At 59.8% G+C, this 13,838-nt stretch carries 16 protein-coding genes; 13 read left to right on the top strand and 3 right to left on the bottom strand.

Annotation, left to right across the window (positions count from 1 at the left end; genetic code table 11):
- Positions 1–81 precede the first annotated feature (81 nt).
- The 3 genes from AC6RA8_RS01340 (at position 82) to AC6RA8_RS01330 (ending at position 3,222) form a co-directional block, all read left to right on the top strand.
- Positions 82–1,254: an aspartate aminotransferase family protein gene (locus tag AC6RA8_RS01340; RefSeq protein WP_500350327.1), complete on the top strand. Its 1,173-nt coding sequence runs from the start codon at positions 82–84 to the stop codon at positions 1,252–1,254.
- 74 nt (positions 1,255–1,328) lie between these two features.
- Complete coding sequence (gene argF, locus AC6RA8_RS01335; protein WP_500350326.1) at positions 1,329–2,234, top strand: ornithine carbamoyltransferase; 906 nt, start codon at positions 1,329–1,331, stop codon at positions 2,232–2,234.
- A complete protein-coding gene (locus AC6RA8_RS01330) occupies positions 2,224–3,222 on the top strand; it encodes a 2-dehydropantoate 2-reductase (RefSeq protein WP_500350325.1) in 999 nt (332 codons plus the stop codon). The genes argF and AC6RA8_RS01330 overlap by 11 nt, the downstream gene beginning before the upstream one ends.
- Positions 3,223–3,234: 12 nt before the next feature.
- Here AC6RA8_RS01330 and hrpB read toward each other — a convergent pair whose 3' ends face one another.
- The gene (hrpB, locus tag AC6RA8_RS01325) at positions 3,235–5,634 is read right to left on the bottom strand and encodes an ATP-dependent helicase HrpB (RefSeq protein ID WP_500350324.1); all 2,400 of its coding nucleotides are present in this window, start codon (positions 5,632–5,634) and stop codon (positions 3,235–3,237) included.
- A 75-nt stretch (positions 5,635–5,709) separates the two neighbouring features.
- Here hrpB and meaB point away from each other — a divergent pair, with 75 nt between their 5' ends.
- From meaB to AC6RA8_RS01300, 5 genes are all read left to right on the top strand, one after another.
- Positions 5,710–6,684 (top strand): methylmalonyl Co-A mutase-associated GTPase MeaB, encoded by a 975-nt coding sequence (gene meaB / locus AC6RA8_RS01320; RefSeq protein ID WP_500350323.1) that lies wholly within the window; start codon positions 5,710–5,712, stop codon positions 6,682–6,684.
- 323 nt (positions 6,685–7,007) lie between these two features.
- Positions 7,008–7,475, top strand: a complete 468-nt coding sequence (locus AC6RA8_RS01315; protein ID WP_500350322.1) for a hypothetical protein — start codon at positions 7,008–7,010, stop codon at positions 7,473–7,475.
- 114 nt (positions 7,476–7,589) lie between these two features.
- Positions 7,590–7,880 carry a 50S ribosomal protein L28 gene (rpmB, locus tag AC6RA8_RS01310; protein ID WP_299374978.1) on the top strand — a complete coding sequence of 97 codons (291 nt, stop codon included), beginning with the start codon at positions 7,590–7,592 and terminating at the stop codon, positions 7,878–7,880.
- A 145-nt stretch (positions 7,881–8,025) separates the two neighbouring features.
- Positions 8,026–8,394 carry a hypothetical protein gene (locus tag AC6RA8_RS01305; RefSeq protein WP_500350321.1) on the top strand — a complete coding sequence of 123 codons (369 nt, stop codon included), beginning with the start codon at positions 8,026–8,028 and terminating at the stop codon, positions 8,392–8,394.
- A 15-nt stretch (positions 8,395–8,409) separates the two neighbouring features.
- A complete protein-coding gene (locus tag AC6RA8_RS01300) occupies positions 8,410–8,883 on the top strand; it encodes a copper chaperone PCu(A)C (protein WP_500350320.1) in 474 nt (157 codons plus the stop codon).
- A gap of 97 nt (positions 8,884–8,980) precedes the next feature.
- Here AC6RA8_RS01300 and AC6RA8_RS01295 read toward each other — a convergent pair whose 3' ends face one another.
- Together AC6RA8_RS01295 and AC6RA8_RS01290 are read right to left on the bottom strand one after the other, a co-directional pair.
- Entirely contained in the window at positions 8,981–9,679 is a 699-nt protein-coding gene (locus AC6RA8_RS01295; RefSeq protein ID WP_500350319.1) for an NAD-dependent deacylase, read from the bottom strand.
- Between the two features lie 60 nt (positions 9,680–9,739).
- Positions 9,740–10,702 (bottom strand): LysR family transcriptional regulator, encoded by a 963-nt coding sequence (locus tag AC6RA8_RS01290; RefSeq protein ID WP_500350318.1) that lies wholly within the window; start codon positions 10,700–10,702, stop codon positions 9,740–9,742.
- 146 nt (positions 10,703–10,848) lie between these two features.
- Here AC6RA8_RS01290 and AC6RA8_RS01285 point away from each other — a divergent pair, with 146 nt between their 5' ends.
- From AC6RA8_RS01285 to AC6RA8_RS01265, 5 genes are all read left to right on the top strand, one after another.
- Positions 10,849–11,730 carry a carbon-nitrogen hydrolase family protein gene (locus AC6RA8_RS01285; RefSeq protein WP_500350317.1) on the top strand — a complete coding sequence of 294 codons (882 nt, stop codon included), beginning with the start codon at positions 10,849–10,851 and terminating at the stop codon, positions 11,728–11,730.
- A gap of 81 nt (positions 11,731–11,811) precedes the next feature.
- Positions 11,812–12,030, top strand: a complete 219-nt coding sequence (gene infA, locus AC6RA8_RS01280) for a translation initiation factor IF-1 (RefSeq protein ID WP_005978431.1) — start codon at positions 11,812–11,814, stop codon at positions 12,028–12,030.
- Between the two features lie 9 nt (positions 12,031–12,039).
- Entirely contained in the window at positions 12,040–12,609 is a 570-nt protein-coding gene (locus AC6RA8_RS01275; protein ID WP_500350316.1) for a Maf family protein, read from the top strand.
- The gene (locus tag AC6RA8_RS01270) at positions 12,606–13,628 is read left to right on the top strand and encodes a ribonuclease E/G (RefSeq protein WP_500350315.1); all 1,023 of its coding nucleotides are present in this window, start codon (positions 12,606–12,608) and stop codon (positions 13,626–13,628) included. The genes AC6RA8_RS01275 and AC6RA8_RS01270 overlap by 4 nt, the downstream gene beginning before the upstream one ends.
- Complete coding sequence (locus tag AC6RA8_RS01265) at positions 13,625–13,795, top strand: DNA gyrase inhibitor YacG (protein ID WP_500350314.1); 171 nt, start codon at positions 13,625–13,627, stop codon at positions 13,793–13,795. Before AC6RA8_RS01270 ends, AC6RA8_RS01265 begins: the two co-directional genes overlap by 4 nt.
- Positions 13,796–13,838: the final 43 nt, after the last annotated feature.

Raw genomic sequence — 13,838 nt, 5'->3', positions numbered from 1 at the left:
TCCTCAAATCTGTTGACCCTGCCTCATGCCTCATGCACCAACGTGCTTTGATGTATTGGCCTTCCAAAAAGGATGATCCGCATGATCACGTCCGTTCTGCCGACCTACAACCGTGCTCCTTTGACGTTTGTCAAAGGCGAAGGCACTTGGCTGATCGAGGCGGACGGTCGACGTTTTCTTGATCTTGGGGCTGGCATTGCCGTGAACGCCTTGGGTCACGCTCATCCTGCGCTGACACAGGCGCTGACCGATCAGGCTGGCACGCTGTGGCACACATCCAACCTGTATCACATCCCACAGCAGCAGGCGCTGGCTGACAAGTTGGTCGACGTGACCTTTGCTGACACCGTTTTCTTTACCAATTCGGGAACCGAGGCGTGCGAGCTGGCCGTCAAAATGGCGCGCAAATACTGGTATGACAAAGGGCATCCGGAAAAGGTGGACATCATCACATTCTCCGGCAGCTTTCACGGCAGGTCCTCTGCAGGCATCGCCGCTGCCGGGTCCGAGAAGATGACAAAGGGCTTTGGCCCCCTGTTGCCTGGCTTCACGCATCTTGCTTTTGGCGATCACGATGCAATTGAGCCCGCGATTACAGACGCAACCGCCGCTATCTTGGTCGAACCCGTGCAGGGCGAGGGCGGCATCATCCCCATACCGGATCAATGCCTCAAGGGTCTGCGCGACCTGTGTGATGAAAAGGGTATCCTTTTGATCCTTGACGAGGTCCAATGCGGTGTGGGGCGCACCGGCAAACTCTTTGCCCATGAATGGGCGGGAATTGAGCCTGACATCATGATGGTGGCCAAAGGCATCGGCGGAGGATTTCCGCTTGGGGCCGTGCTCGCCACCGAAGACGCAGCCAGCGGCATGACAGCCGGAACACACGGATCAACCTATGGCGGGAACCCACTGGGATGTGCCGTGGGGTGCGCTGTGTTGGACATCGTTGCGGATCCCAAATTTCTGGATGATGTGAATCGCAAAGCGGGACTTCTGCGCCAAAAACTCGAAGGCTTGGTCGCGGCCCATCCCGATGTGTTCGAGCTGGTGCGTGGATCAGGGCTCATGCTCGGCATCAAATGTAAGGTTCCGTGCGGGGATGTCGTTGCTGCCGGTTATGACAAAGAGGTCATTACAGTGCCTGCAGCAGACAACACCATCCGCCTTCTGCCGCCCTTGACCATATCGGATGAGGAACTCGCCACGGCTGTTGAACGCCTTGATGCTGCAGCGCAAAAGGTCGCGGCCTGAACTTTCCTTAATTGAATAAACCTCGAGGGTTGGGGGCCTTTGGCTCTCAGCCCTTCGATCCAAGAGACAACGACATGACCCATTTCCTGGACATCCACACCACCAGCCAAGCAGATCTTCGGCACATCATCGACAATGCCCAAGCCATGAAAACGGCGCGTGCCGGGCGCCCCAAAGGCACCCAGGACGACGATCAGCCATTGGCAGGCCATATGGTCGCCCTGATCTTTGAAAAGCCCTCGACCCGGACGCGCGTGTCCTTTGACGTTGGTGTGCGCCAAATGGGTGGGCAGACCATGGTGCTGTCCGGGAGTGACATGCAGCTTGGCCACGGAGAGACCATTGCCGACACTGCGCGAGTGCTGAGCCGCTATGTGGATCTGATCATGATCCGCACCTTTGAAGAGGCCACACTGCTTGAGATGGCGGAGTATGCCAGCGTTCCTGTCATCAATGGGCTAACTAACCGCACTCACCCCTGCCAGATCATGGCGGACGTTATGACCTTCGAAGAGCATCGCGGTCCCATAAAGGGCAAGAAGGTTGTGTGGTCTGGCGATGGCAACAACGTCTTCGCCAGTTTTGCCCACGCGGCCAAGCAGTTCGAGTTTGATCTGACCTTTACAGGGCCGGAACCCTTGGATCCGGAACGCGCACTGGACGGTCTTTATACGATCGAGCGCGATCCCCATGCCGCGGTAAAAGATGCCGATCTCGTTGTCACGGATACATGGGTCAGCATGCACGATCCACAATCCGCGCGCGAGCGGCGCCACAACCAACTGCGCGGCTACCAGGTGAACGAAGACCTCATGGCACAGGCCAAACAGGACAGCCTTTTTATGCACTGTCTGCCTGCTCACCGTGATGACGAGGCGACGTCGGAAGTGATGGATGGCCCGCATTCGGTCATTTTTGACGAGGCTGAGAACCGTCTACATGCCCAAAAGGCCATCATGCGCTGGTGTCTTGGGGTCTGATCTTATGGCGGGCGCACGCATAGCAGTCGCGGGCGCGGGCAGTATTGGCTGCTATTTTGGTGGCTTGCTGGCGGCGGCTGGTCATGACGTTTGTTTTCTGGCGCGGCCGCGGATCGCCCAAGCCTGTGCGCAGCGTGGCCTGCGCATGACGGACTATGCTGGGAATGATGTGCACCTGCCCAAGCCGCAGATGGTCGAAACGGCCGAAGCCGCATTCGCCGGTGCGGACGTGATCCTTGTTTGCACAAAGTCAGGCGATACGGCCACCATGGCACGAGACATCGCAGCACATGCGCCTTCGGCACAGATTGTCAGCTTGCAGAACGGGGTCGACAATGCCTCCATCTTGCGCGGCGCAGTACCGGGTGCCGATGTTCGCGCCGCGATGGTCCCGTTCAATGTCGTGCCTAAAGGGGCTGCGCACTACCACCGGGCGACGTCCGGTGACATTTTGGTCGAAGCCGGGCCCTTGCCCGCATTTGATACGCCCACCCTTGCGTGGCAGCAGGTCGAAAACATTGAAGCGGTGCAGTGGGGTAAGCTGCTGATCAATCTGGGCAATGCAATCAACGCGCTGTCTGACCTGCCGCTGTTGACACAGTTGCAGGATCGCGCGTGGCGCCACCTGATGGCGGATCAAATGGCCGAAGCACTGCGCATATTGTCTGCCGCTGGGATCAAACCCGCCAAGACAACCGCTGCACCACCCGGCCTGATCCCTCATATCCTACGTCTGCCCACGCCACTGTTTCGCCGGATTGCAGCGCAGATGCTCACCATCGACGCTCAGGCCCGCTCGTCCATGTGGGATGATTTGAAACAGGGGCGCCGCACCGAAATCGACGCTTTGCAGGGTGCCATCATTGCACTTGCCGAACGGTATGGGCGGCAAGCTCCGCTGAATGCTCGGATGCGTACACTGATCCGTGAGGCGGAAGCGGCTGGCAAGGGGCCACCCGGGCTAACTCCGACCGATATTCGGTTGTAGCTACGGAAGTGCTCAGCGCCTTGGCTTTGCTCTAAGTGTGGGGTCTGCTTGCGTTGGGTCTTCGGGCCAGGGGTGTTTCGGATACTGCCCTCGCATGTCCTTGCGCACATCGGCATAGGAAGTCGCCCAGAATCCGGGCAGGTCCGACGTCACCTGCACGGGGCGCTGGGCAGGGGACAGCAGGGTGACTTGTAGCGGCACAGTCCCCACCATCGGGTGTCGGGTTACACCGAACATTTCTTGCAGGCGCACAGAGATGCCCGGCACCTCTTCATCATAATCGATGGGAATACGCCGGCCGAGGGGTGTTTCAAAATGCCCGGGCACTGCGCGGTCAAGTCTTTGCAGCATGTCCCACCCCAAATGCGCCTGCAATGGGGGCAAGATATCGAAGGCTTTCCAGTCCGACGCTGTGCGGATCCCCGCAAGGTGCGGAAGCAACCATGTGTCGAGGGAGCCGAGCAGTGCTTCTTCTCCCAAATCAGGAAATTCGCTTCCCATCAGACGCGCACGCGCCATCAGCCGTTTCGCTCCTTTGGATGGGCGAAGACCGATCTGACGAATACCGTCCATCATCGCCATTGCCACGGCCTCATCCGGTGCCGCGTGCCATTGTTTGTCTTCGAGGGTCAGTGCGCCAAACTGACGTTGCGTGCGGGCCTGAACTCCGCCGTCCCGTTTGGACCACACGCAGATGTCGTTCCACCGGATTTGATCTGCGAAAAGGGCTTCCAACTCGGACAGTGTCAAAGCCGCCGCTTGCCTGACCCGCGCTTCGCGCGGGTTGCCGTCCAGATCCGTCGCCACGATCAATTTCTGACCGGCTAGGCCATCACCTTCGGGCATGACGGCGCCCTTGCCGCCAGACAGGACATAGCGCGGTTGGTCACCGGAACGCCTCAACCCGATGCGGTCCGGATATGCAAGACTGGCCATTGCCGCCGCCGAAAGCGGTGCAGCTTCATTCTGCTTTGCGGCCAGCCTTTTTGCCTCGTCCTTGATCCGGGCGATGGCCCCGCGATGAACACTTTCACCAAAGTCACCGGGGTTCTTGAGCGCGCGTAGCCTTAGTCCAAGGTCTGTACCGCGCCCACGCAGCGGATCACGATCACTCAGCAAGGCAGCCAGCGGTGCCGCCTGTTTGCCAGCCGTCACCAGCATATGGGCCAGCCTGGGGTGCAAGGGTTGCTGAGCAAGCAGTCGCCCATGGTCGGTGATCCGGTTTTGAGCGTCGAGAGCACCCAGCATTTGCAGGACGGCACGCGCCTCGGCCAAGCGCCCCTCATGGGGCGGGGTGACAAATCGCAGGTCATTCTCGCCTCCGCCCCAGATGGCAAGTTCAAGCGCAAAGCTGGCCAGATCGCCTGCGCTGATTTCGGGCGGCGGGAAGGCGGCAAGGGCGCCATCCTCCCCCTTGGTCCAAAGCCTGTAGGCGACACCGGGGGCAACGCGGCCAGCGCGGCCAGCACGTTGGGTGGCTTCGGCCCGCGTTACTTTTTCAGTGATCAGGCGTGACATGCCCGATGACGGATCGAATTGCGCGCGACGGGCACGGCCGCCATCAACAACGATGCGGATGTCCGGAATGGTGAGCGAGGTTTCCGCAATTGCTGTGGCCAGCACGATCTTGCGTTGGTCAGACGGGGAAATGGCGGCGCGCTGTGCTTTGAAGTCCATGGCGCCGAAAAGCGGCTGCACATTGGGCAGATCGGACAGGAGCGCCGCGGTACGCCGGATTTCTCCTTCTCCCGGCAGAAAAGCCAGCAGGCCACCGGGTTCGTTTTGGTATGCCTCACGGATCAAGTCCGCCATCGCGTTTTCGAAGCGGGTCGTTTTTGCTGGCGGACGGTCCAGCCAACGCGCCGCAACATCATAGCTCTTGCCTTCAGACGTTAGGATCGGTGCCTGCATCACGTCGGCCACTGGTGCAGCGTCCAGCGTGGCGGACATGGCCAGCAGGATCAGATCATCGCGCAGAGCTTCGGCCACTTCCAGGCACAGGGCAAGACCCAGATCGGCGTTCAAGGACCGTTCGTGGAATTCGTCAAAGATCACCGCGCCCACGCCAGGCAGGTCCGGCGCGTCCTGCAGCATCCTTGTCAGGATCCCCTCGGTCACCACTTCGATGCGCGTGGCAGAGCCAACAGTGCTGTCGCCGCGGATGCGATATCCGACAGTTTGCCCGGTCTGTTCTCCAAGCGTTTTAGCCATTCGGTCTGCGGCCGTACGTGCGGCCAAGCGACGGGGTTCCAGCATGAGAATGCGCCCGTCGGTCAACCCATCATCAAGTATGGCCAAGGGCACCCTCGTGGTTTTGCCCGCACCCGGCGGAGCCTGAAGCACAGCGCGCCCGTGCTGGCGCAGTGTGTCCAACAGATCAGGTAGAATGTCATCAATAGGCAACCGGGTCATACGTCGCCTTATGGCGCAACCGTCATGGCCCGCCAACACTGGACATTCTGGACATGCCCCCGCAGAAAAGCGGCCATGGACACTAAGGATCTTGCTGAACGGATTGCAGCTGGTGAGCGCCGGGCGCTGGCACGCGGCATCACGCTGGTGGAAAGCGGACGGGCCGATCATCGGGTGCAGGCGGCCGAGGTCTTGGCGGCATTGCCGCGAGATCAGCAGGCGCTGCGGATCGGATTGTCAGGCACACCGGGCGTCGGCAAATCAACCTTTATCGAGGCGTTTGGAATGACGCTTGTGCAGGCCGGGTTGCGCGTTGCGGTTCTGGCCGTTGATCCGTCCTCTGCTCGGTCCGGCGGGTCGATCCTGGGCGACAAGACGCGCATGGACCGGTTGAGCCGCGAGCCAGCTGCTTTCATTCGCCCATCACCGAGCCAGACTCATCTGGGCGGTGTGGCCCGCCGGACGCGCGAAGCGGTCGCCTTGTGTGAAGGTGCCGGGTTCGACGTCGTACTGATCGAAACGGTTGGTGTCGGACAGTCCGAAACGGTTGTGGCGCAGATGTCCGACCTGTTTCTGTTGCTGTTGGCCCCGGCGGGCGGTGATGAGTTGCAAGGGGTGAAGCGCGGGATCATGGAGATGGCCGACATGATCCTGGTCAACAAGTCGGATGGCGATCTGAAACCCGCCGCGACACGTACCTGTGCCGACTATGCTGGCGCGTTGCGCTTGTTGCGCAAGCGTCCCCAGGACCCGGATGGATTTCCCAAGGCAATGATGGTGTCGGCAATGACCGGAGAAGGTCTGGAAGCTGCTTGGACCGACATGCAGGCGCTGATTGATTGGCGAAAGCAGGCAGGCTTCTTTGCCGCAACACGTGCTGCGCAAGCGCGGTACTGGTTCGAAGACGATGTGCGCGCAGGCTTGCTCGCTCGGCTGGACAGGCCCACGGCACGGGCCGCGCTTGGCAAACTGGCGGCCGAGGTTGAGGCGGGGACGCGCAGCCCATCGGCCGCTGCACAAATGTTCCTTACTGAACATCTGGATGGCTGACCCCGAACGCGTTTTTGACGGCGATCTGCTGCGGGCCGACCTTTTCAATCCGTCGGGGCGGCGCTTGTTCGTCAGTTTCCGCCAACGCGTATCAGTTGATGGGGTGTTCAGCCGGCCCAATCCGGTACGCAGTTTCATCGCGCAAGACCACGCGCATCTGCACATTCAGTCGCGGTTCAACGACTGGTTTGTCAATGACGAGACCGCAGCACTTGAACACTGCTTGGCGGACGCACTGCGCGGGTATGGTCGCCGGGTGCTATGGGGTTTTCAATGGGGGGATACGCCGCGTTGCGGCTGTCGCGGTGTCTTGACCGCGCCACGTGATCCTTGTGTCGCCGCAAGTGTCGATCCACCCGGACGTGGTGCCGTTCGACAAGCGTTTTCGCGCGTCTTCCCGTGATTTCGACTTTGCGAAAGGGGATTTGGGTGTGCATGGGCGGCGTCAATTGGCAGGGACATTGATTGTGGATCCGTTTCGCAGGCTGGACATGCGCAATGCCCGGATGATCCAAGCCCTGTTCCCACGGATCGGGTTGGCGCGGACGGCGTGCTCCGGTCATCCAGCCAGTCGTGTGTTGCGCGAGGCGGGGCAGTTTCCGGCCTTGCAACGCATGTTGTTTGACCCGCCCGTCTCATCTTGCGCCGTCACTGCGCTGCACCGAAATGGCCGTCGGCATTCCGCGATTTACTGGACAAAACTCGCTGAACTTGCAAAGCAGCGCAAGCGAGCCAAACTTTCCAAGGCTGCAAGCGCGAAGGCGGCTGCCCTTGATGGGTCTGGGGGTTGACGAATCTCGGTCAGGGGCATAGTAGCCGCTGACCAAGTTTCAGGCGCTGCCATTGCGGCGCCATTTTGATATTTGCGAGGGCGCGTCCCTTGCCGGACGAAAGAGGACAAGCCGATGTCGCGCGTATGCGAATTGACCGGAAAAGGCCCGATGACTGGCAACAATGTCAGCCACGCCAACAACAAAACACGTCGGCGCTTCCTGCCGAACCTGAATGACGTAACCCTTCAGTCCGAGACGCTGGGCCGCGGCGTAAAGCTGCGCATCTCGGCAGCGGCGCTGCGGTCGGTGGACCACCGTGGTGGTCTGGACGCGTATCTGGCGAAAGCCAAGGACGTTGAGCTGTCGGACCGCGCCCTGAAGGTCAAGAAAGAGATCGCGAAGGCACAAGCCGCCGCCGCCTGATTTCAAAGCCTTTCAGCTTGTAACCCCGCTTTCGCAAGAAGGCGGGGTTTTCTTGTTGCATGATGGCCGTGCCCATTCACAGAGGCGGGCAAGCGGCAATTGTGCCGCAGTTGTGATGTGCCCTGAGTCTCTCTAAGTGTGCGACATGAATCGCGCCTTTGTGTCCATAGTCCTGAGCTTTGTGCTGATGGCGACAAGCCACAGCGCGGCGGTGGCACGTGGTGGGCCGCAAGCCGTCGATCAAATGGTGATCTGCTCGGGGACCACGGTGGCCGTCGTCTTTATCGATGCGGACGGACAGCCCACAACTGCCCCGCACCTGTGCCCCGACTGCGCGTTGCACTTGTTTGCGGTTGTGGTGCCTTTCAACACCATTTCAAAATGGCTGGACAACGCCACGGTGCTGCGGGCTGTTCCGCCTGTGGAGCAGCATTCCGTTTCGTGCCAGCTTCGGGCATCTGCGCGGGCCCCTCCTGTCGATCTGTTCCGGACTTCCCAACAACAGATGACTTAACTCAAGGAGGACCCAATGTCCCTTCGTACTACCCTTGTTGCCGCTATCGCGGCGACGCTTCTTACTGTTCCTGCATTTGCTGACGGCATCATGGTTATGGATCCATATGCCCGGGCGGCCAGCCCAGCTGCAAAATCGGGTGCGGCCTTCATGATGATCCGCAATGAGACAGGGCAAGACGACACCCTGATTTCCGCCAGCACGGATGCAGCTGCCCGCGTTGAATTGCACACTCATATTGAGGTGAGTGATGGCGTGATGCAGATGACTGAAATCGAGGGTGGTATTCCACTCCCCGCAGGTGGCACGCACCACATGGTGCGGGGCGGCGACCACGTCATGCTGATGGGGCTGACCGGCCCATTGGAGCAGGATGCCACCATCGAAGTGACCCTGACATTCGAGAAAGCTGGCGATGTGGCGGTAACGATACCTGTCGACAATGCGCGCAAGCCCGAAGCCGGCGCGCACGGCGACCACTCGCACTGAAGGCTGGCGGATCAAGATCCGCCTTACATTTGCTCCACCCGTTTGAATTCGAGATGGGGCACGGCTGGAAGCGTCGTAAGGCGGATCTCGATCCGCCTTATCCCGCCAAAACTTCGGCCACCCAGTTTTGTACCGTTTCTGATGCTTTGCCTGCGCGAACGTCATCGAACAGGCCGACATTCTCGCCTGGTTCCAGGTTCATCTCAATCGTTTCTGCGCCGACATGTCGGGCCATCTGAACGAACCCGGCTGCCGGATAGACGTTGCCCGACGTGCCAATGGCGACAAACACGTCCGCATTTGCCAAAGCAAGTTCAATCCGTTCCATATGATAGGGTATTTCGCCAAACCAGACGATGTCTGGCCGGGCCGTCGGTCCTGCGCAGCTAGGGCATTCCTGCCGTACCGACATTGCAAGCGGCGCGGGCCAGCGATGTTCACACATCGCGCACAGGGCGGAATTCAATGCGCCGTGCATGTGGATCACATCTGTGCTGCCACCCTTCTCATGCAGATCGTCGACGTTCTGCGTCACCAAGGTGACGGAACCGGAATGTTCGGCTTGCAGGCGCGCCAGGGCTGCGTGGGCTGCATTTGGGTTGGCTTCGGCCGCTTGCGCACGGCGCGCATTGTAGAAATCGACAACAAGCTGCGGATTGCGCGCGAAACCTTCTGGGGTTGCGACATCTTCGATCCGATGTTGCGCCCACAGGCCACCTTCGTCCCGAAATGTCCCAAGACCGCTTTCGGCCGAAATACCGGCGCCCGTGAGGATCACGATAGAAGGGGCGGTCATGGTGCATCTCCTCATTGCTGGGGACACATGTGGACGTGATCAGGCAAAAAGGGCAAGCGCTCAACCATCGAGCAAACGCAGCTCACCGGCGAGCCACGGCAACTGTATCAGGGCCGGATCCATCATATGCGTTTTGATCAGACGCCGCATCGTGTTGGCGACATCGGTTGGAACCTCACCTGCCCAATCCGCACTGGCATAGAGCGATATGGTGCGTGAGAACGGCTTGAAGGGCAGCGGGAAGGCATCGACCTGATCATGGAAACGCCCGGCCCTCATATACCCCAGCGGTGTGGTCACGGACCACCCGATGCGTCGTGCCACCATTGCCATCAATGCCAAGTGACTACCGATCTCGAAGCGGTCCGCGAAATCTAGCTTTTGACGTGCCAGGTGCGCCTCGATCTGGCGCGAGATCAATTGTTCCCGCTCGTAACGGAGAAATGGCAGGTCGGGCAGGATGGACATGGGATCGCCATCGCGAACCACACCGCGCGGGGCGACCAGAATGAACGGATCACGCGCCAGCGGGTATTCCAGAACGCCATCGCGCATCGTGCCATCACTGGCCGAGATTGCGATGTGCAGGCTTTTGTCGGCAATCGCTTGCAGGATCTCGTGGCTGGGGGCGGTCGCAAGTGTGAATTTGCAGCGCGTCAGGCTGTCAGCCAGGATCGTCACCAGCCTTGGGGTCAGGTCGTTCTCAAAGTCATCGATGACCCCGATGGAAAGGGCCGACAAATGCGCCAGGTCCATTACCGTCAATTCGGATTGCGCAAGACGCAGTTGCGACAAAGCGGCCTCGGCCCGTGCCAGAAAGCTGGTGCCGGCAGGGGTCAGCCGCATGGGGCGTTTTCCGTGATCGACCAAATCAGTGGCCAACGCCGTTTCGAGGTTCCGCAATTGCTGACTGACGGCAGGTTGGCTGAGGCCGGTCACTGACGCGGCTTGGGCAACTGAACCGGTTGCGGCGAGCGCCTCGAACACTTCAAGGCCACGCAGGGTGACACCCTTGCTTAACATGGGATACCTTTACACAGTTTTGTATTCTTTGAATGTTCAGGTGCGGACTGGTCAAGAAAAATCAGCCATCATGTCACATTGCTTTTGGTTTTTCGAAAGACATGCCGCGTCTTGCGTCAAGCGATCAGAGTGAGGCACAAAAGGGTATGAAGATTGCAACAGCCTCGTATCCTCTTGATGTACTGCCCGATTGGGCGGCCTACGAGGACAAGTTGACGGCATGGGTCTCTGAAGCGGCGGAAGCTGGTGCGGATTTGCTGGTCTTCCCAGAATATGGCGCGATGGAGTTGGCCACGCTTGCAGGGCTGGACATTGCGCGCGATCTGGAGGCTTCCCTTTTCGCCGTGGCGGATCGGTTGCCCGATGCGGATGCGTTACATGCACACCTTTCTGCCCAATTCGGTGTGCATATCCTTGCCGCCTCCGGTCCCGCTCGACACGATGACATCGCCCGCCCTGTGAACCGTGCGCGCTTGTTTGCTCCCAGTGGTGGGGTTGGTGTGCAAGACAAACAGATTATGACCCGGTTCGAGGCGGAAACATGGAATGTCGTGCCAGGCGATCCCCTGCAACTGTTTGATACTGCGCTGGGGCGGATTGGCATCCTGATATGCTACGACAGCGAGTTTCCACTTCTGGGGCGGGCTCTGGCCGATGCCGATATCATTTTGGTGCCGTCTGTGACCGAAGCGGTGTCGGGCTATTCCCGCGTTCGGATCGGTGCGCAGGCGCGCGCCTTGGAAAATCAATGTGTTACTGTGATGTCGTCCGTTGTTGGGGAAGCATCCTGGTCCGAGGCCGTCGATATCTCGACAGGGGCGGGCGGCATTTTCGGGCCGCCAGATCGGGGTTTTCCTGACACTGGCGTGATTGCAATGGGTACGCTGAACGCGCCGGGATGGGTCTATGGCGAAATTGATCTGGCCCACATAGCCGAGGTACGGGCAAATGGCACGGTCCTGAACCGCCGGGACTGGATGGCGCAAAGTGGTCGTGCCGATCCTGTCACAGTCGTGACACTCGCCTGATTAGCCCTTGAATTATGGGCCGTAGAGGCGCATTTAGTGGCGCGTCCGCACATTGGCGGGCAATGCAATGAAGGAGAGACCATGGCCAAGGAAGATACGCTCGAATTTCCCGGTGTCGTGAAGGAACTCCTGCCCAATGCGACGTTTCGGGTCGAGCTTGAGAATGGCCATGAGATCATCGCACATACGGCAGGAAAAATGCGCAAGAACCGCATCCGCGTTCTGGCAGGCGACAAGGTGCAGGTCGAAATGACCCCCTATGATCTGACCAAAGGTCGGATCAACTACCGCTTCAAATAAACTCCTTTCGTGGCGTTTATTCTGGGATCCGGAAGCCCGAGGCGGCTTGAGCTGCTCGGGCAAATTGATGTTGCGCCTGATGATGTGCGCCCACCTGATATTGATGAAACGCCCCGAAAAGGTGAACTGCCGCGCCCCTACTGCGCGCGGATGGCTCGCGAGAAGGTGAACGCAGTGGTCGCGGGTGCCGACGATGTCGTCCTGTGCGCTGACACAACCGTTGCACTGGGGCGTCGCATTCTGGGCAAGCCCGAAGACGAAGCCGAAGCGCGCGCATTCCTGAGCCAGATGTCGGGGCGGCGCCACCGGGTTATCACAGCAGTCGCGGTGAAAAAGGGTGACAGTCTCTGGGAACGCGATGTTGTCAGCACGGTACGCATGAAAGCCCTGTCCGCAGATGAAATCACCGGCTATCTGGCGATGAACGATTGGCAGGGTAAGGCAGGGGGCTATGGCATACAGGGTCCAGCCGGTGCTTTGATCCCTTGGATTTCAGGCTCGTTTTCCGCCATTGTCGGGTTGCCCTTGTCCGAGACCGCGGGGCTTTTGCAGGCCGCAGGCATGAAGGTTTGGGCATGAAGGGTCGCCAGATTTGTTTGGACCATCTGAATGGCCGCGAGGCGGCAGCACTTCTCGTGGACGGACATCTGGATGATCTGCTGATCGACTCCGATGCTCCGCGTCCAGGCACCGTCTACCGTGCAGTCACGGACAGACCTGTCAAAGGGCAGGGGGGCCTTTTCCTGAAGACCCCGGATGGGGCGGCGTACTTGCGCGGCGTCAAAGGGATCGGGCAAGGCGAGACGCTTTTGGTGCAGGTCACTGGCTACGCCGAGCCGGGCAAGGCCATCCCCGTCAGCCACAAGGTTCTGTTCAAAAGCCGCTATGCGATTGTCACTCCAGATGCTCCCGGTCTCAACCTGTCCCGCAGCATTAAAGATGATGACATTCGCGATGAACTGATGGCGCTTGCACATGAGGGGATGGACGGAAGTCAGATGGGTCTGATCCTGAGGTCGGCGGCCGCTGGCGCAGATGCCGAGGCGGTGTCGGATGACATTGCCGCAATGCGCGATCTGGCAGAAACGGTGATGGGGGATCAGGGTGAGGGTCCCGAGGCTCTGACCGAAGGCGATGGGCCCCATGTCCTGGCGTGGCGGGACTGGACCGATCCGGCAGCGGTTGTGACAGAACCGGGATGCTTCAAAGACCATGGCATTCTGGATGCGCTGGACGGAGCGAGGGTGGCACGCGTGGGTTTGGGTGCAGATGCCAGCATGTTTGTCGAATCGACACGGGCGCTTGTTGCCGTGGATGTGAATACCGGCGCCGATGGTTCATTTGCCGCGGGGTTGAAGGCCAACTTGGCCTGCGCGCGCCTATTGCCGTCTGCCCTGCGTGTGCGCGGTTTGGGTGGGCAGATCACAATCGATCTCGCACCTATGCCGAAAAAGGAACGCAAGACGTTTGAAGCGGTGTTGCGCGCAGCCTTGCGCAAGGATGACGTGGATACGGTGATGGCTGGCTGGACCCCGCTTGGCCATTTCGAATTGCAACGCAAGCGCGCACGCTTGCCACTCGCCGAGGTGCTGTCTTGACCTGTCCCATCTGCAGCGAAGACATGGTGCAAGAATATCGCCCGTTCTGTTCGCGCCGCTGCGCTGACATCGACTTGGCGCGATGGATGAACGGCGCCTATTCTGTTCCATCCCAGCGTGAAGAAGACGGCGATGTCACGGATGAAGATGGTCCTTTGCCACACTAAGCAATTGGTGTGATTTTGCTATGGACAGTACCTGACGATACGC

The organism is Tateyamaria sp. (genome assembly GCF_059783535.1).
This window is presented reverse-complemented; position numbering and strand designations above follow the sequence as displayed.

Bases quoted from the DNA above. Each gene is read 5' to 3' on its own strand.
- AC6RA8_RS01340 (WP_500350327.1), top strand. From the start codon at position 82: ATGATCACGTCCGTTCTGCCGACCTACAACCGTGCTCCTTTGACGTTT.
- argF (WP_500350326.1), top strand. From the start codon at position 1,329: ATGACCCATTTCCTGGACATCCACACCACCAGCCAAGCAGATCTTCGG.
- hrpB (WP_500350324.1), bottom strand. From the start codon at position 5,634: ATGACCCGGTTGCCTATTGATGACATTCTACCTGATCTGTTGGACACA.
- meaB (WP_500350323.1), top strand. From the start codon at position 5,710: ATGGACACTAAGGATCTTGCTGAACGGATTGCAGCTGGTGAGCGCCGG.
- rpmB (WP_299374978.1), top strand. From the start codon at position 7,590: ATGTCGCGCGTATGCGAATTGACCGGAAAAGGCCCGATGACTGGCAAC.
- AC6RA8_RS01305 (WP_500350321.1), top strand. From the start codon at position 8,026: ATGAATCGCGCCTTTGTGTCCATAGTCCTGAGCTTTGTGCTGATGGCG.
- AC6RA8_RS01300 (WP_500350320.1), top strand. From the start codon at position 8,410: ATGTCCCTTCGTACTACCCTTGTTGCCGCTATCGCGGCGACGCTTCTT.
- AC6RA8_RS01295 (WP_500350319.1), bottom strand. From the start codon at position 9,679: ATGACCGCCCCTTCTATCGTGATCCTCACGGGCGCCGGTATTTCGGCC.
- AC6RA8_RS01290 (WP_500350318.1), bottom strand. From the start codon at position 10,702: ATGTTAAGCAAGGGTGTCACCCTGCGTGGCCTTGAAGTGTTCGAGGCG.
- AC6RA8_RS01285 (WP_500350317.1), top strand. From the start codon at position 10,849: ATGAAGATTGCAACAGCCTCGTATCCTCTTGATGTACTGCCCGATTGG.
- infA (WP_005978431.1), top strand. From the start codon at position 11,812: ATGGCCAAGGAAGATACGCTCGAATTTCCCGGTGTCGTGAAGGAACTC.
- AC6RA8_RS01270 (WP_500350315.1), top strand. From the start codon at position 12,606: ATGAAGGGTCGCCAGATTTGTTTGGACCATCTGAATGGCCGCGAGGCG.